The 16,999-nt window shown below is 65.6% G+C and carries 17 protein-coding genes and 1 pseudogene; 9 read left to right on the plus strand and 9 right to left on the minus strand.

All coding sequences use genetic code 11. The features are described 5' to 3' along the window. Positions 1–94 precede the first annotated feature (94 nt). Entirely contained in the window at positions 95–1,234 is a 1,140-nt protein-coding gene (gene ampC / locus HU729_RS21255) for a class C beta-lactamase (protein WP_186711469.1), read from the minus strand. Positions 1,235–1,361: 127 nt separating this feature from the next. Between ampC and HU729_RS21260 the strand changes: the two genes are divergently transcribed. Next, a complete protein-coding gene (locus HU729_RS21260) occupies positions 1,362–2,354 on the plus strand; it encodes a bile acid:sodium symporter family protein (RefSeq protein ID WP_186711470.1) in 993 nt (330 codons plus the stop codon). A gap of 40 nt (positions 2,355–2,394) precedes the next feature. On the opposite strand, the gene HU729_RS21265 is transcribed toward HU729_RS21260, so the two are convergent. From HU729_RS21265 to HU729_RS21275, 3 genes are read right to left on the minus strand one after another with little or no spacing between them, the layout of a single operon-like run. Further along, positions 2,395–2,979, minus strand: coding sequence for a TetR/AcrR family transcriptional regulator (locus HU729_RS21265; protein WP_186664362.1), 585 nt, complete (start codon positions 2,977–2,979; stop codon positions 2,395–2,397). Positions 2,980–2,991: 12 nt separating this feature from the next. Then, positions 2,992–3,840 (minus strand): 3-hydroxybutyryl-CoA dehydrogenase, encoded by an 849-nt coding sequence (locus HU729_RS21270; RefSeq protein WP_065862766.1) that lies wholly within the window; start codon positions 3,838–3,840, stop codon positions 2,992–2,994. A 13-nt stretch (positions 3,841–3,853) separates the two neighbouring features. Beyond that, positions 3,854–5,038 carry an acetyl-CoA C-acyltransferase family protein gene (locus HU729_RS21275; protein ID WP_186711471.1) on the minus strand — a complete coding sequence of 395 codons (1,185 nt, stop codon included), beginning with the start codon at positions 5,036–5,038 and terminating at the stop codon, positions 3,854–3,856. A 169-nt stretch (positions 5,039–5,207) separates the two neighbouring features. Between HU729_RS21275 and HU729_RS21280 the strand changes: the two genes are divergently transcribed. After that, on the plus strand, positions 5,208–6,221 hold the full coding sequence (locus HU729_RS21280; RefSeq protein ID WP_186711472.1) for an AraC family transcriptional regulator: 1,014 nt from the start codon (positions 5,208–5,210) through the stop codon (positions 6,219–6,221). Between the two features lie 37 nt (positions 6,222–6,258). On the opposite strand, the gene HU729_RS21285 is transcribed toward HU729_RS21280, so the two are convergent. After that, entirely contained in the window at positions 6,259–6,696 is a 438-nt protein-coding gene (locus tag HU729_RS21285; RefSeq protein WP_186711473.1) for a carboxymuconolactone decarboxylase family protein, read from the minus strand. A gap of 207 nt (positions 6,697–6,903) precedes the next feature. Between HU729_RS21285 and HU729_RS21290 the strand changes: the two genes are divergently transcribed. Continuing rightward, positions 6,904–7,362 (plus strand): nucleoside deaminase, encoded by a 459-nt coding sequence (locus tag HU729_RS21290; protein ID WP_186664370.1) that lies wholly within the window; start codon positions 6,904–6,906, stop codon positions 7,360–7,362. Next, positions 7,359–8,555 (plus strand): cyanate transporter, encoded by a 1,197-nt coding sequence (locus HU729_RS21295; protein ID WP_186664372.1) that lies wholly within the window; start codon positions 7,359–7,361, stop codon positions 8,553–8,555. The genes HU729_RS21290 and HU729_RS21295 overlap by 4 nt, the downstream gene beginning before the upstream one ends. Here the strand turns inward: HU729_RS21295 and HU729_RS21300 are convergent. Further along, a complete protein-coding gene (locus HU729_RS21300) occupies positions 8,548–9,981 on the minus strand; it encodes a PLP-dependent aminotransferase family protein (RefSeq protein ID WP_186711474.1) in 1,434 nt (477 codons plus the stop codon). The genes HU729_RS21295 and HU729_RS21300 overlap by 8 nt on opposite strands. Before the next feature lie 184 nt (positions 9,982–10,165). Next, positions 10,166–10,951, minus strand: coding sequence for an SDR family oxidoreductase (locus HU729_RS21305; protein ID WP_186664376.1), 786 nt, complete (start codon positions 10,949–10,951; stop codon positions 10,166–10,168). 102 nt (positions 10,952–11,053) lie between these two features. Between HU729_RS21305 and HU729_RS21310 the strand changes: the two genes are divergently transcribed. Both HU729_RS21310 and HU729_RS21315 read left to right on the plus strand, forming a co-directional pair. Further along, positions 11,054–12,019 carry a GlxA family transcriptional regulator gene (locus HU729_RS21310; RefSeq protein WP_186711475.1) on the plus strand — a complete coding sequence of 322 codons (966 nt, stop codon included), beginning with the start codon at positions 11,054–11,056 and terminating at the stop codon, positions 12,017–12,019. Next, positions 12,016–12,969, plus strand: a complete 954-nt coding sequence (locus HU729_RS21315) for a LysR family transcriptional regulator (RefSeq protein ID WP_186711476.1) — start codon at positions 12,016–12,018, stop codon at positions 12,967–12,969. Before HU729_RS21310 ends, HU729_RS21315 begins: the two co-directional genes overlap by 4 nt. Here HU729_RS21315 and HU729_RS21320 read toward each other — a convergent pair. Both HU729_RS21320 and HU729_RS21325 read right to left on the minus strand, forming a co-directional pair. Next, positions 12,956–14,539, minus strand: coding sequence for a rhodanese-related sulfurtransferase (locus tag HU729_RS21320; protein ID WP_186711477.1), 1,584 nt, complete (start codon positions 14,537–14,539; stop codon positions 12,956–12,958). The genes HU729_RS21315 and HU729_RS21320 overlap by 14 nt on opposite strands. Next, a complete protein-coding gene (locus HU729_RS21325; protein WP_186711478.1) occupies positions 14,536–15,144 on the minus strand; it encodes a cysteine dioxygenase in 609 nt (202 codons plus the stop codon). The genes HU729_RS21320 and HU729_RS21325 overlap by 4 nt, the downstream gene beginning before the upstream one ends. Positions 15,145–15,453: 309 nt before the next feature. Here HU729_RS21325 and HU729_RS21330 point away from each other — a divergent pair. From HU729_RS21330 to HU729_RS21340, 3 genes and pseudogenes are all read left to right on the plus strand, one after another. After that, positions 15,454–15,555: pseudogene (locus HU729_RS21330) on the plus strand (hypothetical protein); the annotation flags it as partial. Between the two features lie 75 nt (positions 15,556–15,630). After that, positions 15,631–16,584: an aliphatic sulfonate ABC transporter substrate-binding protein gene (locus HU729_RS21335; protein ID WP_186711479.1), complete on the plus strand. Its 954-nt coding sequence runs from the start codon at positions 15,631–15,633 to the stop codon at positions 16,582–16,584. A gap of 9 nt (positions 16,585–16,593) precedes the next feature. Beyond that, the coding region (locus HU729_RS21340; RefSeq protein WP_186711480.1) for an LLM class flavin-dependent oxidoreductase at positions 16,594–16,999 on the plus strand (406 nt) is incomplete at its 3' end.

Below are 16,999 nucleotides of genomic sequence, written 5' to 3' on the forward strand. Positions count from 1 at the left end.
GCGCCGCGCGGGCGGCGCTCGATCTCATAGACGCTGAAAATCTTTCGGCGAACCCCTCTCAGCCTCTACGCAAACACCTTGAAATGCATGGCACTCAAGGCGCTACGGCAGACAGGATCGCGTGGGCTGCACGGACCCGTTCATCGTTGGGGTAATTGCGATTGGCGAGCAGCGCGATGGCGACCCCCTTGGCAGGCACAAAGGCGACGTAGGCACCGAACCCGGTAGTGGCCCCGGTCTTGTTGTACCAGTACGCTGGGCCGGCCGGTTGTGCGGGTTGCAGCCGTGTAGCGATTTGCGGCTCACGGATCATCTGCACACCATTGCCCTTGATCAGGGTGTCGAGTGCGACCGGGTAGGGGTAGCGTTCCCAGCCCAGGCCCTGGGTCATGTCGCCCACCTGGAAGTAGCCGCCGTGGGTGATGGCGATCGCCTTGGCCATATCCGCCGACAAACCCCGTGGATCGAGTTGCGCGCGCAGGTAGGTGAGCATGTCGGTAGCGCTGGTCTTGATGCCGTAGGCTTCGTCGGCGAAGGCGCCAGGGCTTACGCGAATCGGGCGCTCATTGGCGTCGTAGCCCTGGGCGTAGTGGCCGCGTTCTGCTGCCGGGACCTGCAGGTAGGTGTGCTTCAGGCCCAGGCCCGGGAGCAGGCCTTGCTGCATCAGTTCGGCGAACGGGCGCTTCTGCGCCTGCGCCGCGAGGCTGCCGAACAGTCCTAGGCTCGGATTGGAATAGCAACGGCGGGTGCCGCGCTCGGTTTTCTGCTGCCATTGCTGGAGGAACACCAACGCCTGCGCGTCGTTGGCCACCGCGTCGGGGAACTGCAAGGGCAGGCAGTCGGCACTGTAGGCGCCCAGCTCCAGCACGCTCGCCGTACCTAGGTCCGACTTCGCCAGCGCTGGCTGGTAGCGGCTGGCCGGGGCATCGAGGTCGAGCTTGCCTTGGGCGCTGGCCAGGGCGACGAGGGTGGCGGTGTAGGTCTTGCTCACCGAGCCGACCTCGAAAAGCGTGTCGTGGGTCACAGGCCGGTTGTCGTCCTTGTCGGCCACGCCGTAGCTGAAGTAGTGCGCCTGGCCGTTGGCGTAGACCGCCACGGCCATGCCGGGAATGTGTTGTGCCTGCATCAGTGGCTGGACGATGGCGTCGACCTGGCGTTGCAGGTCGTCGGCCAGCGCAGGGGGGGCGGACACCGCCAGGGCCAGGGTGAGCAGGACGGGGCGTAGGCTGTACATCGATAGGTTTCCTTGCCTGGAAGAGGGCCAATGTCCGTTCAGCGACACTGGCGGGGGTTCCGGCGTTAGCGCCGAGAGAGCGCAGACCTTATCGTCAGGCCTTGCACCATGACAAGACGGACACTTCATGAAGTACCTGCGCATGCTTTTCGATAAATTCACCCTGACCCTGCTCTCGGTGGTCCTGCTTGCCACCTTGCTGCCCTGCTCGGGTGACGGCGCGGTCGCCTTTGGCTGGCTGACCAACCTGGCGATTGCCCTGCTGTTCTTCCTGCACGGCGCCAAGCTGTCCCGCGAGGCGATCATCTCCGGGGCCGGCCACTGGCGCCTGCACATTCTGGTGTTCTCGTGCACCTTCGTCCTGTTCCCGTTGCTGGGCCTGGCGTTCAAGCCCCTGTTCGTGCCGCTGGTGGGCAACGAGCTGTACCTGGGCTTGCTGTACCTGTGTGCCTTGCCGGCGACCGTGCAATCGGCCATCGCCTTCACTTCGCTGGCACGTGGGAATGTCCCGGCAGCGATCTGCAGCGCGGCGGCCTCCAGCCTGCTGGGTATCTTCCTTACGCCGTTGCTGGTGATGCTGTTGCTGGGGGCTGACGGCGATACCGGTTCGGGGCTCGATGCAGTACTGAAGATTACCTTGCAGCTGCTGGTGCCCTTCGTGGCCGGGCAGATCGCCCGTCGCTGGATCGGCGCCTGGGTCAAGAAGAATGCACGCTGGCTGAAGATCGTCGACCAGGGTTCGATCCTGCTGGTGGTCTATACCGCGTTCAGTGAAGCGGTGGTGACGGGCTTGTGGAGTACCGTCTCGCCGCAGCACTTGCTGGGTCTGTTCGTCGCCTGCGGCGTGTTGCTGGCGGTGGTGCTGCTCGGTACCCGCTTGCTGGGGCGCGTGCTGGGCTTCAACGTCGAAGACCGCATCACCATCCTGTTTGCCGGCTCGAAGAAGAGCCTGGCCACCGGGGTGCCGATGGCTCAGGTATTGTTCGTGGGGAGCGGGATCGGCGCGATGATCCTGCCGCTGATGCTGTTCCACCAGATCCAGCTGATGGTGTGTGCGGTGCTGGCACAGCGCTACGCAGCGCGTGAAGTGGTGGGCGAGGAAGCTTCGGCGGCGTCCTGACGCAGGGGGTGGTGTGAGCGGGACGCGAAGCGCGTACCGTTCACACCAACGCTCGCTCTATCCCGCCCGCCACCAGGCTCTCCATCAGCCCGACGCCTTGCAGCTCGGGCACGCCACGCGCTTGCAGAACGCCCGGCAGCTGGTTCAGCAAGCTGCCCAGCACATGGCCGGCCGCTGCCAGCACCTCGCCGCCATGCCGCGCCTTGGGCGCGACCAGTTGCAACAGCCCGGTTTCGTAGTCCTGGCGCAGCTCGCCCAGGCGTCTCTGCTGAGCCTCGCTCAGGCAGCAGAAATCCCGCTCTGCCAGACGAAACTGCAAGGGCCGTTCTGCATGCAGTTGCCAGTGTGCGGCAATCAGGCCAGGCAGTGCCGGCTTGCCCCGGGCCAGTGCCCGGCGGCCCTGGTCGAGCGTAGCCAGCAGTTCTTCGTACAGTTCCTCGATCAGGTCGAACAACAAGTCCTGCTTGCTCGGGAAATGGTGGTACAGCGAGCCCGCCGTCAGCCCGACATGCGCGGCCAGCTCGCGCATGCTGACCTGGCCGAAGCCTTTTTCGGCGAACAGCGCCATGGCCCTGTCGCGGCGTTCCTCGAAATTGGCGCAGCGCAGAGCAGCAGTGACTGGCATGGCGCGCGCTCCTCAGTAGGTGAAGAAACCACGGCCGCTCTTGCGCCCGAGGTATCCGGCAGCAACCATCTCCTTGAGCAGCGGTGCAGGGCGGTACTTGCTGTCGTTGAAGCCCTCGTGGAAGGCCTCCATGATCGCCAGCAGGGTGTCCAGGCCGATCAGGTCGGCCAGGGCCAGCGGGCCAATCGGTTGGTTGCAGCCCAGGCGCATGCCCGTGTCGATATCCTCGGCGCTGGCCAGTCCCTCCTGACGCACGAAGATCGCTTCATTGATCATCGGCACCAGGATGCGGTTGACCACGAAGCCCGGGCGATTGCCCGCAGTGATCGGTGTCTTGCCCAGTTTCTCGGTGACCAGCAGCGCCTGGGCGTAGGTCGTGTCGCTGGTCTGCAGGCCACGGATGACCTCGACCAGGGCCATCATCGGCACCGGGTTGAAGAAATGCACGCCGATGAACCGCTCAGGGTGCTCGATGCTGGCGGCCAGCTGAGTGACCGACAGCGAGGAGGTATTGGTGGCGATCAGGCACTGTGCAGCGACACTGGCGGCCACCTGCTGGAGGATGCGCTGCTTGAGCGCCAGGTTTTCGGTGGCGGCCTCGATCACCAGTTGCGCGCTCGACAGCTGTGCGTAGTCGGTACTGGTGCGGATGCGTGTCCTGGCTGCTTCGGCTTTGTCCGCCTCAAGGGTGCCCTTGCTGACCTGGCGCTCCAGGTTCTTGCTCAGTGTGGCGACACCGCGCTCCAGCGCAGCGTCACTGACATCGATGAGCAACACCTGGAAACCGGCTATCGCGCACACCTGGGCGATGCCGTTGCCCATGGTACCGGCGCCGATCACGGCAATCTGCTGAATGGTCATGTCGATGCTCCCGTCACACGCGCTCAAAGACCACGGCGATGCCTTGGCCGCCGCCGATGCACATGGTGGCCAGCCCATAGCGGCCCTGGATACGCTGCAACTCGTGAATGGCCTTGGTGGCGATGATCGCGCCGGTGGCGCCGACCGGGTGGCCCAGCGAGATGCCCGAACCGTTGGGGTTGACCTTTTCCGGATCGAAGCCCAATGCCTGGGCCACGGCGCAGGCCTGGGCGGCGAAGGCTTCGTTGGACTCGATCACGTCCAGGTCGTTGACCGACAGGCCGGCTTTTTCCAGCACCTTGCGCGTGGCCGGGATCGGGCCCAGGCCCATCAGCTCAGGTTCGACCCCGGCATGGGCGTAGGCCACCAGCCGTGCCAGCGGCTTGAGACCCAGGCGGCGCACCGCATCGCCAGTAGCCAGGACCAGGCCAGCGGCGCCGTCGTTGATCCCGCTGGCATTGCCAGCGGTGACGCTGCCGTCTTTCTTGAACGCGGTGCGCATCCCCGCCAACTGTTCGGCACTGACATCCCCGCGCACGTGCTCATCGATGGCGAACTGCACGCTGCCTTTGCGGGTTTTCAGTTCGATCGGCACGATCTGGCTGTCGAAGCGGCCTTCGGCGATGGCGCGGGCGGCGCGACGCTGACTGGTCAACGCCAGTTCGTCCTGCATTTCACGGGTGATGCCGTGCTTGGCGGCGACGTTCTCGGCGGTGAGACCCATGTGGAAGCCTTCGAATGGATCCTGCAGGATGCCGACCATGTAGTCGATGCCCTGCAGGTCACCCATGCGCGCACCCCAACGGGCTTGCGGGAGCAGGTAAGGTCCGCGGCTCATGGACTCGGCGCCAGCCGCCAGGGCAATGTCGGTATCGCCCAGCAGCAGGCCCTGGGCGGCGGATACGATAGCCTGCAGGCCCGACCCGCACAGGCGGTTGACGTTGAATGCCGGGGTTTCCTTGGGAATGCCGGCGTTCATCGCCGCCACTCGGCCCAGGTAGGCGTCGCGGGGCTCGGTCGGAATCACGTTGCCCATCACCACATGGCCGATCTGCTCGGCGGCCACGCCCGAGCGCTCGATGGCAGCGCGCGTTACGGCGGTGGCGAGGTCGGCCAGCGGCAGGTCCTTGAGTGAACCACCAAAACCACCGATGGCCGAACGCACTGCACTGACGACGTAGATTTCTGCGCTGCTCATATATAGCTCCGATTGCGAAGGCGTGGCGGGACGGTGCCGGGCTCTGCGAGAATGGCGACCGTTGCGGATGGGCTCCGAGTCTAGGCAAAGGCCGAGAAAGGGCCTATGCCGAAACTGCTCAGTCAACCTGGCATTTTTTGCCACTCAGCATAGACAGCGGATATCCGTCATGCGCGAAAGCGATTCGGTCGCGGTGTACTTTCTCAATGCCATGCTCCACGCCCTGCGCGATCGCCCCGAGGCGCGCGATGCGCAACTGCGTGCGGTCGGCATCGACCCGGCGCTGCTGGCCCAGCCCCAGGCGCGGGTGCCGGCCAAGGCGTTTGCCCGGCTGTGGCTGGCGCTGATCGAAGACCTGGACGACGAGTTTTTCCGTCTCGACAGCCATGGCATGCCGATGGGTAGCTTTGCCCTGATCTGCCGTGGCTTGATCCAGGAGCTGACCCTGGAAAAGGCCCTGCGCCAGTGCCTGGGCAATTTCGCACTGTTCCTGCGCGATTTGCGCGGCAGTTTTGCGGTGCGCGGCGGGCGTGCGGTGATCAGCGTGCAATCGAACATCGGCGATCCTCTGACCCGGGTCTATGCCGAGGAAACCTTTCTGGTGCTGGTCGTCGGCCTGCTGTGCTGGCTGGCTGGAAGACGCATCAGCATCGACCGCACCGAGCTGGCCGTGGCGCGCCCCGCACAGGAGGACGACACGCTGCTGTGGGGACCGGACCTGCGCTTGGGCAGCGGGCGGACCGAAGTGGAGTTCGACAGTGCCTGGTTGCGCCTGCCGGTGGTGCAGGACCTGGCCGCGCTCAAGACCTTCCTGCGCAGCGCGCCGCAGGGCCTGGTGATCCGTTTTCGCAACCAAGGCGACCTGGTGGCGGAGGTTTATCGCCATCTGCGCAGCCGTGGCTACGGACAGTGGCCGACCCTGACTGCCATGGCCGAGCGCCAGGGCCTGAGCGCCAGTACCTTTCGCCGGCAACTGGAGCGCGAGGGGCGCTCGTACCAGCAGATCAAGGACGAAGTGCGCCGGGCCATGGCGTTCGAGCGATTGCGCGAGGGGCAGTTGAGCATTGCCGAGATCGCCGAGCAGACCGGGTTCCAGGAGCCCAGCGCCTTTCATCGTGCATTCAAGAAGTGGACGGGGCAGAGTCCGGGGAGTTATCGGACCCGGCTGGGCGTGAACCCATAGATGGCCTGGGCCGCATGGCGGCCCCAAAGGCTCCACCTCAAGCCGGCACCATGGCAAAGCCGACACCAAAGCGGTTCCAGGCATTGATGGTAGCGATCGCCAGGGTCAGGTTGGCGACTTCGCCCGCTTCGAAATGCTCCAGCAGCGCTTCGTATTCGGCCTGCGGCGCACCGCGTTCAGGCAAGCGGGTGAGGCTTTCCAGCCAGGCCAGCGCGGCGCGCTCACGGGGCGTGAAGAAACGGGTTTCCTGCCAGACGCTCAAGGTCTGCAAGCGTGCCTCGGTTTCGCCCGCCTTGCGCGCATCGTTGGCGTGCAGGTTCACGCAATAGGCGCAGCCGTTGATCTGCGAGGCGCGCAGGCGCACAAGTTCGAGCAGTGAATGCTCCAGGCCGCACTTGGCCAGGACCTGCTCCAGGCCGACCATGGCCTTGTAGGCTTCAGGGGCGTGCCTGGCCCATTCGATTCGATCGTGCATGGTGATTCTCCAGTCAGTTCAAGTCAGGGGTGATTCGTGGTGCCAGCGTAGCGCCGTTGCCTGCAGGGCCCGATAGCCAATCCCGCTATTTGCCGGGAGACCAATGCCGGCATTCGTGCGGCCACTGACCTGCATCCAATCTCTTCATTTCTGCCGCGCGCCAGCAGCCGGGATAATGGCTGCCTGTTGTTCGAGGAGTATCGATTCATGTCCAACGAAACCTTCATGCGTGAAGCATTGGCGCTGGCCCGCGCCAATATCGAGGCGGGTGGCCGCCCGTTCGGTGCAGTACTGGTGTATCAGGGCCAGGTCGTGGCCCGTGCGGTCAACGAGATTCACAGCACCCAGGACCCGACCGCCCATGCCGAATTGCAGGCGATCCGCAAAGCCGCCCAGGCCTTGGGCCGGTCGCGTCTGGACGGCGCTGAAGTCTATGCCAGTGGCCACCCGTGCCCGATGTGCCTGGCTGCCATGCACCTGTGCGGCATCGAGCGGGCATGGTTTGCCTATGACAACGACGAGGGCGAGCCTTACGGGCTGTCCACGGCGGCGGTCTACGCGCAGATGGCACGTGCGCCGCAGCAGCAGAGCCTGCCACTGCGGGCGCTCAAGCCCGAGGGCGAGGGCGGCCTGTACCAGCAGTGGCGGCAGGCGAACCCGGCATGAGAGGCGCGTTGAACCTGCTGCTGGTGATCCTGCTGGCCCTTAACCTGCGGCCGATCCTGACCAGCATTGGTCCCTTGCTCGAACCCATGCGCAACAGCACCGGGCTTGGCTACCAGCAAGCGGCGTTGCTCACGGCGCTACCGGTGCTGTGCATGGGGCTGGTGCCTTTGCTGCAGCCTTGGCTGCGGCGTTGGATCAGCGAGCACGGCGGGATGCTGGGAGGGCTTTTGGCGATTGCCGTGGCCTGCCTGTGGCGCCTGCAGTTGGACAGCGCTTGGGCGTTGATCGCCAGTGCGGCAGTTGCCGGGGTTGGAGTGGCGGTGGTACAGGGCATGATGCCCGGGCTGGTCAATCGCTGGTTTCCGACCCGTCTGGCGGCGTCGATGGGGTTGTATTCGGCGGCCTTGATGAGCGGTGGTGGCCTGGCTGCGGTGCTCGGCCCGGCCGTCAGCGAGGCAGCGGGGCGCTGGCAGGCGGGGCTGGGTATCTGGGCAGTACCAGCGCTGCTTGCGCTGTGCGGCTGGGCCTGGCTACGCCCGCGCCACGACACGCCTCACCTGGCCGGTGCCAGCGGCGGTCACTGGTTCGGTAATCGCCGTGCCTGGTTGTTGGCGCTGTATTTCGGCCTGATCAACGGTGGCTACACCAGCATGGTCGCCTGGTTGCCGGCCTATCACCTGGAGCACGGCGGTACAGCTCAGGGGGGTGGTGAGTTGGTGGGGTTGATGACCATCTTCCAGGTCAGTGGCGCGCTGGGGCTACCCTTGCTGCTGAGGCGCCTGCATGATCGGCGGCCTGGTCTGTGGCTGGCGCTGGCAATCCAGTTGGGTGGCTTTCTCGGCTTGCTGTGGGCGCCTACCCAGGCGATGGGGCTTTGGGTGGCGATGATCGGCCTGGGGCTGGGTGCGTGCTTCAGCCTGAGCCTTACTCTGACCCTCGAGCATCTGAAAACACCGGGCGAGGCGGGGAGCCTGGCTGCTTTCGTGCAGGGTGTCGGCTTCATCGTCACCGGCACCGTGCCTTATGTGACGGGCTGGCTGCGTGCGTTCACCGGCGATTTCCAGGCTGCCTGGACGCTGCTGACGCTGACCGTGGTGGCGATGCTGCTGGTGACCGTACGCTTTGCCCCCCAAGGCTACGCCGCTGCCATGGCCCGGCGGGGGCGCTCGCTGCAGGCGACGACGCTCAACTGAGCTGCTGCAGGGCGTCGCGCACGCGGTCCAGCGCCGGGTCGATGTCCAGCCGCTCGATGGCGCCGAAGCCCATCAGCAGCCCCGGACGCACCGGCACGTCGTTGAAGAACGGCGCCAGTGAATAGACGCCGACTTCGACCCGGCGTGTCAGCCGGACCAGCAACTCCACATCGACTCCAGGTGCGGCCAGGGCGCTGAGGTGAAAGCCGGCGCTGGCCGGTACGGCGCTCAGCCAGGGCGCCAGGTCGCTTTCCAGGCGTGCGAGGATTCGTTCGCGCCGCGCGGCATAGATGTCGTGGCAGCGGCGAATATGGCGGTTCAGGTGCCCTTCGCCGATGAAGCGCGCCAGCGCCCACTGCTGCAGGCTCGGGCTGTGCCAGTCGCTGAGGTGCTTGGCCACGCAGGCGGCGCGCAGGACGTTGGGTGGCAGTACGGCATAGCCCAGGCGCAGCTCCGGCAGCAAGGTCTTGGAAAAGGTGCCGACATAGGCCACCAGCCCATGTCGATCCAGGCGTTGCAACGCATCGCTGGCCGGGCCCTGATAGCGAAACTCGCAGTCGTAGTCGTCCTCGATGATCAGTGCTCCCAACTCGGCTGCGCGGGCGAGCAGGGCGTGTCGGCGCCGCTCGCTCATCGGCATGCCCAGCGGGAACTGGTGTGACGGCGTCACGTAGATCAGCCGGGTGCCGTCAGCGATCTGCTCGACGCACAGCCCTTCATCGTCCACCGGCACCGACTGCAAATCGGCGCCCATCGCCAGAAACAGCTGGCGTGCCGGCGGGTAGCCGGGATCCTCCATGGCCACGCGTGTACCGGGTTCGATCAATACCCGGGCGATCAGGTCCAGCGCCTGCTGGGCGCCGTTGCACACCAACACATCGGCGGCGCTGCAATGTACGCCGCGGGCGAAGGCAATGTGATGGGCGATGGCTTCGCGCAGCTCGGGCAGGCCCTGGGCCGGGAACTGGCGCTCGCTGTGGCGCTGGCTGCAGCGCAGGGCGTACTGCAGGAAGGCGCGCCATTGATCGAAGGGAAACTGGCTCTTGGCCGATACGCCGCCGACGAAGTCGTAACGCGAGGGCGCCTCGAGCGCGGAGCGGCCGAGCACGGTGGCGCGTTGCTGCCAGCGTTCCAGGCTGCTGGCGGCGGCCAGGGCAATCGGCTCGACGTCGCTGGCTTGCAGGGCCCGGCGTGGGCTGACGAAGGTGCCACGTCCGACCACGCCGCTGAGCAGGTTGTCGTAGGTCAGCCGCGAGTAGGCTTCGGCCACGGTCTTGCGCGATATCCGCAACTGCTCGGCCAGCAGGCGCGTGGGAGGCAGCTGGGTGCCGACTGCCAGGTGGCCGCTGTCAATGGCGCTGCGCAGCTGCTGGTAGAGCTGCTCGGCCAGGCCCTTGCGGCCCTCCAGGCGAATGTGTAGTTCCATGGGGCTATCCGGATGGGGGACGGCCTAGCTTCCGATTTCGGGTGGCGGCTCGCAAGTTTTGTTGCTCGGCGAAGGCTCTTTAGCGCCTGTAAGATCGAGCGCCTCGCGGGCGGCGCTCGATCTTACAGGCGCTAAAGAGCTTTCGGCGAACACCTGTCAGCCCTCACGCAATCGCACAGCCCGATCAACCCTGACGATAACGCGGCGCCAGTTGTTGATTCGACAGGTGCCCGTTCAACGCCTGACGGCTGGCCTCGAACGCCTCAAAGCGTTCGAATTCGTGCAGCGACGGAATCGAGATCAGGCGCTTGGCGTCGAAATCGGCCAGTGCCGCTTCCACTAGGTCCTGCGCAGTCATGACGATCGCCGGATCCAGGTGCTCCACCGGCAGGCCGCCGATGCTCCAGAAATCGGTGGCGGTGGCGCCGGGCAGCACGGCCTGGACCTGCACGCCTTTGTCGGCCAGCTCCTTGTGCAGGCTCTGGGTGAAGGCGGTGACGTAGGCCTTGCTGCCGCCATACACGCCATTGAGCAGTTCCGGCAGCAGGCTGACCACTGAGGAGATGTTGATCAGCGCACCCTCGCCGCGCTCGACGAAGCCAGGCACCGCAGCATAGGTCAGGCGGGTGAGGGCGGTGATGTTCAGGGTGATCATGCGGGTCATCTGCTCGACGTCGCTTTCCAGCAGCGCGGTGTGGGTGCCGATACCCGCGTTGTTGACCAGCAGGCCGATGCTGGCATCTTCGCGCAGGCGGGTTTCGATGCGCGCCAGATCCTGGCTGTCGGCCAGGTCTGCCGGCAGCACTTCGACGCTGCGTCCGGTCTGGCTGCTCAGGCGCGAGGCCAGTTGGTTGAGGCGTTCGCGGTTGCGGGCGACCAGGATCAGGTCGTGGCCACGGCGGGCCAGGTGTTCGGCGTAGAGTGCGCCAATGCCGGTAGAGGCGCCAGTGATGAGGGCTGTACGAGTCATGGTTGCTGCTCCGTGGGTGGGGTTGCAGCGATGATGCGCGGCTTTGCTTGTGGCGCAAATGACGCATATAGTACTTTTTCAGGACATCAAGCGAGGTGCGTCATGCATCGGGTCGGCTATCTGTTGTGTGAAAGGTTCCAAGTCATGGCGCTGGCGTCGCAGTCGGTGTTCGAGTTCGCCAATGTGCTGACGGGCAAGCGCCTCTACGCCTTGGGCAACTACAGCGTGTCCGGCGGTGTGCTGGTGTCGTCGCTGGGTATGCAGTTGCAGACCCAGGCGGTCGATACCCCGGGGCATGCCGACACCTGGCTGGTGGCGGGCACATTGTCGCCGATCGCCGCACCTGCCGATGCGGCCAGCGTGGACCTGGTGCGTCGGCTGGGCGAGCAGGCGCGGCGTACCGCCGGGATCTGTACGGGGGCCTTCACCTTGGCGGCAGCCGGCCTGCTCGACGGGCGTCGGGCGACCACGCATTGGGTCTACGCCCGGGAGCTGCGGCAGATGCACCCGGCGATCCAGGTAGAGGACGACCGCATCTTCATTGCCGATGGCAACATCTGGACGTCCGCCGGCATGACCGCCTGTATCGACATGGCCCTGGGCATGCTCGAGCAGGATCACGGCCATGAGCTCGCACGAGCCGTTGCGCATCGGCTGGTGATGCACCAGCGTCGCTCGGGAGGCCAGTCGCAACATTCGCAGCTGCTCGACCTGGCACCGCGCACCGACCGCATGCAGAGCGTGCTCGAGTACGCTCGCCAGCACCTGCGGCGGCCGCTGAGCGTCGAGGAACTGGCCGAGGTTGCGCACCTGAGCCCGCGCCAGTTCAGCCGGGTGTTCACTGCCGAAACCGGGCAATCGCCGGCGCGAGCCATCGAGGGCCTGCGCCTGGAGGCGGCGCGGCTGATGATCGAGCAGAGTCGCCACAGCCTGGATGTGGTGGCGCGCGAGACAGGATTTCGCGACCGTCGGCATTTGCGCGAGGCTTTTGTACGCGGGTTCGGTATTCCGCCCCAGGCGATACGTCGTGATGCGCGGCGCGTGGAACGTGACGGAGTCGTCGCATGAAGAAGCGGGTGCGCATGGACGACCTTCAGGTGTTCGTCACCACTGTCGAGGCCGGTGGGCTTTCGGCGGCAGCGCGGCAGTTGGACATCTCGCCGGCTCTGGCCAGCGCCGCGTTGCAGCGCCTGGAGCACAGCCTGGGGATTCGTCTGTTGGTGCGCTCGACACGCCGTCTGCGCCTGTCGGACGATGGCGAGCGTTATCTGCCTCACGCGCGTCAGGCCCTGGACGCGCTGGTCGACGGCGAGATGGCGCTGGAGCAAGCACGCGCCGAACTGGCGGGGCCACTGCGGTTGTCGATGCCGTCGGACCTGGGGCGCAACCTGCTGTTGCCCTGGCTGACGGAGTTTCAGGCCGAATATCCACGACTCGACATGCGCCTGCGGGTCAGCGACCAGGTGGCCGATCTATTTGGCGAGCAACTGGATGTCAGCATCCGCTACGGGCTGCTGGGGGACTCCAGCCTGGTGGCCTTGCCGCTGGCCGCCGATAACCGGCGTACGCTCTGTGCAGCACCGTCCTATATCGCCCGCCATGGCGCGCCGCAGACTCCGCAGGCGCTGGCCGGGCACAACTGCCTGCGTTATGTAATGGGTGAGCAGATCCACGAACGCTGGAGTTTCGAGAATGCAGGCGCAATGACCACGGTACTGGTCAGTGGCGACCGCTGCAGCGACGATGCCGATATCGTGCGACGCTGGGCGGTGGCAGGGCTCGGTGTGGTTTACAAGTCGCGCCTGGATGTGCTCGAGGACATTCGCGCCGGAAGGCTGGTGGAGTTGCTGACGGACCATGCAGGGCAGGCGGCACCGCTGCAACTGGTGTGCGCGCACCGGCAGTCGCTGAGCCCGGCGGTGCGGCGCTTGCATGGGTTTCTGGCGCTGAAGCTGCAGGCGTACCTCGCAGGAGCGGATAGGCCTGCAGCCACAGCGCTTCGGGTCACAGCACCTTGAAGCCGTGGGTGCCATCACGCTCCAGTTGCGCGATCAGACCGAACTCCCAGTCGAGGTAGCCTTGCATGGCTTCACGCGGGTTGTCGGTCCCTTCGTATGGCCGGCGGTAGCGGTCGGTACGCTCCACCGCCAGGCGCGTCTCACCTGTTTCCAGTGGCTTGCCGGCGGCGATCCAGCTCGCCGTGCCGCCTGTCAGCAGGTAGACCGGTGTGCGCGTCAGGGCTTGCAGGTCGGTGGCGGCAAAGCTTGCCAGCAGGCTGCTGCCGCAGGTCAGCACGTAGCGCTCGGCCTTGGGCAGGCGCTCCAGGGCCTCGGGCAACTGCGCGCGGATCACCCAATAAGCACCTGGGATGTGGCGCTTGACGTAGTTGGCGCTGGCGGTGAAGTCCAGCAAGACGGTGCCTTCCTCGGCCAGCCAGGCCTGCAATTGCTCGACGTCGATCTCGGTATTGCGCGCCAGCGCCGGGCGGGGTGCCTGCCATTCGCCGGTTTCGCTGAAGTCGGCCTTGCTCAGGCCGTCGAGCACCGCCACTTCCCAGCCCATCTGCGCGAGCCACGAAGCGCTCATGTTGGCACGCACGCCGTCGTCATCGACCAGCACGATGCGTGCGCCGCGTACGCTGGCGTTGTGATCGGTTTCCTGCACCAACTGGCCACCGGGCGTGGAGCGGCTGTCGGGCAGGTGACCGGCAGCGTATTCCTCGGGTGTGCGCACGTCGAACAGATAGGTGGTGCGCGCAGTCTCTGCCTGCCAGGCGGCCAGGCCCTGGCGGTCCAGGCGTCGCACTCCGGCCCGGTCGGCGACGGCGCGGGCGCGCTCGGCAGCGCTGCTGCGGGTGCTGTCGCCGACCTCGGCGAAGCGCTGCGCCTGGCCGTGGGCCAGTTGTTGACCGGCCAGTGTCCAGCCGATAGTGCCGTTGCGCAGCGCCGCCACCGGGTTGGGGATGCCGGCGTTGACCAGCGATTGTGTGCCGATGATGCTGCGGGTGCGCCCTGCGCAGTTGACGATCACCCGGGTCGCCGGATCCGGCGCCAGTTCGGCGACGCGCAGCACCAGTTCGGCGCCAGGCACGCTGATGCCCCCGGGAATGCTCATGGTCTGGTATTCGTCGAAGCGCCGGGCGTCGAGCACCACCACGTCGGCCTGGCTGTCGAGCAGGGCCTGGACCTCTTCGGCGGCCAGCGAGGGCGTGTGGCGCACACTCTCCACCAGTTCGCCGAACGCTTTGCTGGGTACGTTGACGTCGCGAAACAGCTCGCCGCCGGCATCGCGCCAACCGCCAAGCCCACCTTCGAGCACCGCCACATCGCTGTAGCCCAGCGCCTGCAGCCGCTCGACAGCGATGGCCGACAGCCCCTCGCCATCGTCATAGACGGTGATGGCGGTGTCTCGGCGTGGCACGCGGGCGAAGATTTCCAGTTCCAGCTTCGAAAGCGGGATGTTGGCCGCGAACAGCGGATGCGCCTGGGCGAAGGGGTCTTCCTCGCGCAGGTCGATCAGGGCGACTTCTTCCTGGGCCAGCAGGGCGGTGCGAAGGTCATGAAAACTGCGGGTGCTGAGGCGGGTCATGGGGCAGGGTTCTCTTTGGACAGGTCCCAGATGTTGGGCAGGCTGGTGTTGGAATAACCGGAGATGAACGGCTTCTCGCTACCGTCGGGCAGGTATACGGCGCGGCTGACCGCACCGATGTTGGCGCCGTAGACATGGATGCTGATCGAGACCCGGTCGTCGAAGGCGTTGCTGACCTGATGGATATCGCCGATGCGCGGTGACACCGCTTCCACGTGGCCAGGGTCGATCCGCAGCCGCTCGCCCTGCGCCACCAGGGCGCCATGGGCGTCGCGGGTGAAGCCTTGGGCGTATTCGGCACCGCGCAACATACCGATCAACCCCCAGACACGGTGGTCATGGATCGGCGTGCTCTGGCCTGGGCCCCAGACGAAGCTGACCACCGAGAAGCGCTGGCGCGAATCGCAATGCAGCAGGTATTGCTGGTAGCGGGCGGGGTCCGGCTGGGCAAGGGCTTCGGGCAACCAGTCGTCATGGGCGACCAGGCTGTGCAGCAGGGTGTGGCCCTGGTCGAGCAGGGTGGCTTCGTCGGGGTGGCGGTCCAACAGGTCGGAGAGTTCGCCAATGAAGTGGCGCAGGCGCTCCAGGCGCGGTGTCTGGCTCATGGTTCAGGCTCGGGCTGACGATCATGGGTAAACCCTAGCAACTGCATGAATATTCTCAAAATTCAAATTACTCATAAGCTAATATGCAAAACCAGTATTTAAAAGTGGCGTGGCATGATCTGCGAAATCTGCATTTTTAATGCATTAGGTTATGCCTAAAACGAATTTCACAGGGTGTGATCAAGTGGTTAGCGTATAAATCAGTCGGCACTTAGATTCAAACGCTATAAAAACCTAACTGACCATGGGACACCTGCAATGAGCGTTCAATTCATCGGCATGATCGGCCATCGCCTGTCATCGGAGACCAGCTTTCTCATTCGCGGCTTCGACCCGCTGGCCGACGCCGAGGACTATGGCCGCGAACTGATTCCGTTGACCCGCGCCAAGGTGGCAGCGCGCAACGCCTGACATTCACTGTTACACGCGACGAGACCGCACGCGCGGATCGCCCTGACTTGCCCGATGCGGCATCTGGAGACGAACGTGCGTTATCTCAAACAACTGGCCGCCGGTGTGCTGGCCACCTCGATCAGCCTTGCGGCTGCCGCGCAGACCCTGGTGGTCGGCGACCAGAGCTACAACGCCCGTGCCGTGATGGAAGCGGCCGGTGTGCTTGACGATTTGCCCTATACCCTGGAGTGGAAGCAGTTCACCGCCGGCTCCCCTGTGGCCGAGGCGCTCAATGTCGGCAGCCTCGACCTCGGCCTGTTGGGGGATGCACCGCCGTTGTTTCTTGGTGCACTCGGGGCGCCGATCAAGGTGTTGGCGGTGTCGCGGCAGAACCTCGAAGGCGTGGCGATCCTCGCGCGCAAGGATTCTGACATTCATAGCCTGGCCGACCTCAAGGGCAAGCGCGCAGCGATCTGGAAAGGTTCCTGGAGCCAGCAACTGCTGTTCAGCGCCCTCGACAAGGCTGGCGTACCCCGCGACGCATTGGAGCTGCGCTACCTCAGCGCCCTGGACGCCTCCCATGCGCTGGATGGCGGCTCAGTCGATGTGATCGCGACCTGGGAGCCTTATGTCACCCAGCAGGAGCGCCAGGGCGCAAGGGTGCTGGCCACGGCCGAAGGGATCATCCCGGCGCAGAGTTTCGTGGTCGCCAATGCCAAGGCGCTGCAGGACAAGCGGGCGCAGATCGCCGACTTCCTCCAGCGCCTAAAGAAGGCGCGTCAATGGACCCTGAGCGACCCGGCACACACCGAAGCGTACGCCGACGCCTGGGCCAAGCGTACCCGTGCCGACGGCGACATCGCCCGCGCCTGGTTCGCCCGCGCACGCACCGACCTGGCACCGCTCAACGCGCAGGTGATCACCGATGCGCAGAAGACCGTGGACTTCTTTGCCGGCATTGGCCTGATCAAGGGCTATCCGGCCGCGAGTCTGTTCGACACTTCGTTCTCGGCGGCGCTGCAGGACAGCACCGTCACCCAGCACTGAGGCCCCGGCATGAGCAAGCGACAGATCAAACTGGGTGCCCTGACCATGGGCTGTGGTGGCCCCGGCCGACACAACCTGTGGCTGGACCCGGCGCTGCCTGCCGACGCCAGCGTCAATATCGACTGGTACATCGATATTGCCCGCCAGGCAGAAGCTGCGCTGTTCGACCTGATCTTCATCGTCGACAGTCAGTTCATCACGCCAGGTTCGCCGTCCCATTACCTCAATCGCCTCGAACCTCTGACCCTGCTCTCGGCTTTGGCTGTAAGCACCCGTCATATCGGCCTGGTCGGCACACTGACTACCTCCTACAACGCGCCGTTCAACGTCGCTCGGCGCCTGGCCTCGCTGGACCTGATCAGCAAGGGGCGTGCCGGTTGGAACGTGGTCACCAGTGGCGATGCCGGCACCGCCG

This window comes from Pseudomonas sp. RW10S2 (assembly GCF_014268985.1).
GTDB lineage: Bacteria > Pseudomonadota > Gammaproteobacteria > Pseudomonadales > Pseudomonadaceae > Aquipseudomonas > Aquipseudomonas wayambapalatensis.

Coding starts and splice junctions, on each gene's coding strand:
- HU729_RS21300 (WP_186711474.1), bottom strand. CDS start 9,981: ATGGAACTACACATTCGCCTGGAGGGCCGCAAGGGCCTGGCCGAGCAG.
- HU729_RS21270 (WP_065862766.1), bottom strand. CDS start 3,840: ATGACCATTCAGCAGATTGCCGTGATCGGCGCCGGTACCATGGGCAAC.
- HU729_RS21295 (WP_186664372.1), top strand. CDS start 7,359: ATGAGAGGCGCGTTGAACCTGCTGCTGGTGATCCTGCTGGCCCTTAAC.
- HU729_RS21280 (WP_186711472.1), top strand. CDS start 5,208: ATGCGCGAAAGCGATTCGGTCGCGGTGTACTTTCTCAATGCCATGCTC.
- ampC (WP_186711469.1), bottom strand. CDS start 1,234: ATGTACAGCCTACGCCCCGTCCTGCTCACCCTGGCCCTGGCGGTGTCC.
- HU729_RS21325 (WP_186711478.1), bottom strand. CDS start 15,144: ATGAGCCAGACACCGCGCCTGGAGCGCCTGCGCCACTTCATTGGCGAA.
- HU729_RS21285 (WP_186711473.1), bottom strand. CDS start 6,696: ATGCACGATCGAATCGAATGGGCCAGGCACGCCCCTGAAGCCTACAAG.
- HU729_RS21290 (WP_186664370.1), top strand. CDS start 6,904: ATGTCCAACGAAACCTTCATGCGTGAAGCATTGGCGCTGGCCCGCGCC.
- HU729_RS21265 (WP_186664362.1), bottom strand. CDS start 2,979: ATGCCAGTCACTGCTGCTCTGCGCTGCGCCAATTTCGAGGAACGCCGC.
- HU729_RS21320 (WP_186711477.1), bottom strand. CDS start 14,539: ATGACCCGCCTCAGCACCCGCAGTTTTCATGACCTTCGCACCGCCCTG.
- HU729_RS21310 (WP_186711475.1), top strand. CDS start 11,054: ATGCATCGGGTCGGCTATCTGTTGTGTGAAAGGTTCCAAGTCATGGCG.
- HU729_RS21260 (WP_186711470.1), top strand. CDS start 1,362: ATGAAGTACCTGCGCATGCTTTTCGATAAATTCACCCTGACCCTGCTC.
- HU729_RS21305 (WP_186664376.1), bottom strand. CDS start 10,951: ATGACTCGTACAGCCCTCATCACTGGCGCCTCTACCGGCATTGGCGCA.
- HU729_RS21275 (WP_186711471.1), bottom strand. CDS start 5,038: ATGAGCAGCGCAGAAATCTACGTCGTCAGTGCAGTGCGTTCGGCCATC.
- HU729_RS21315 (WP_186711476.1), top strand. CDS start 12,016: ATGAAGAAGCGGGTGCGCATGGACGACCTTCAGGTGTTCGTCACCACT.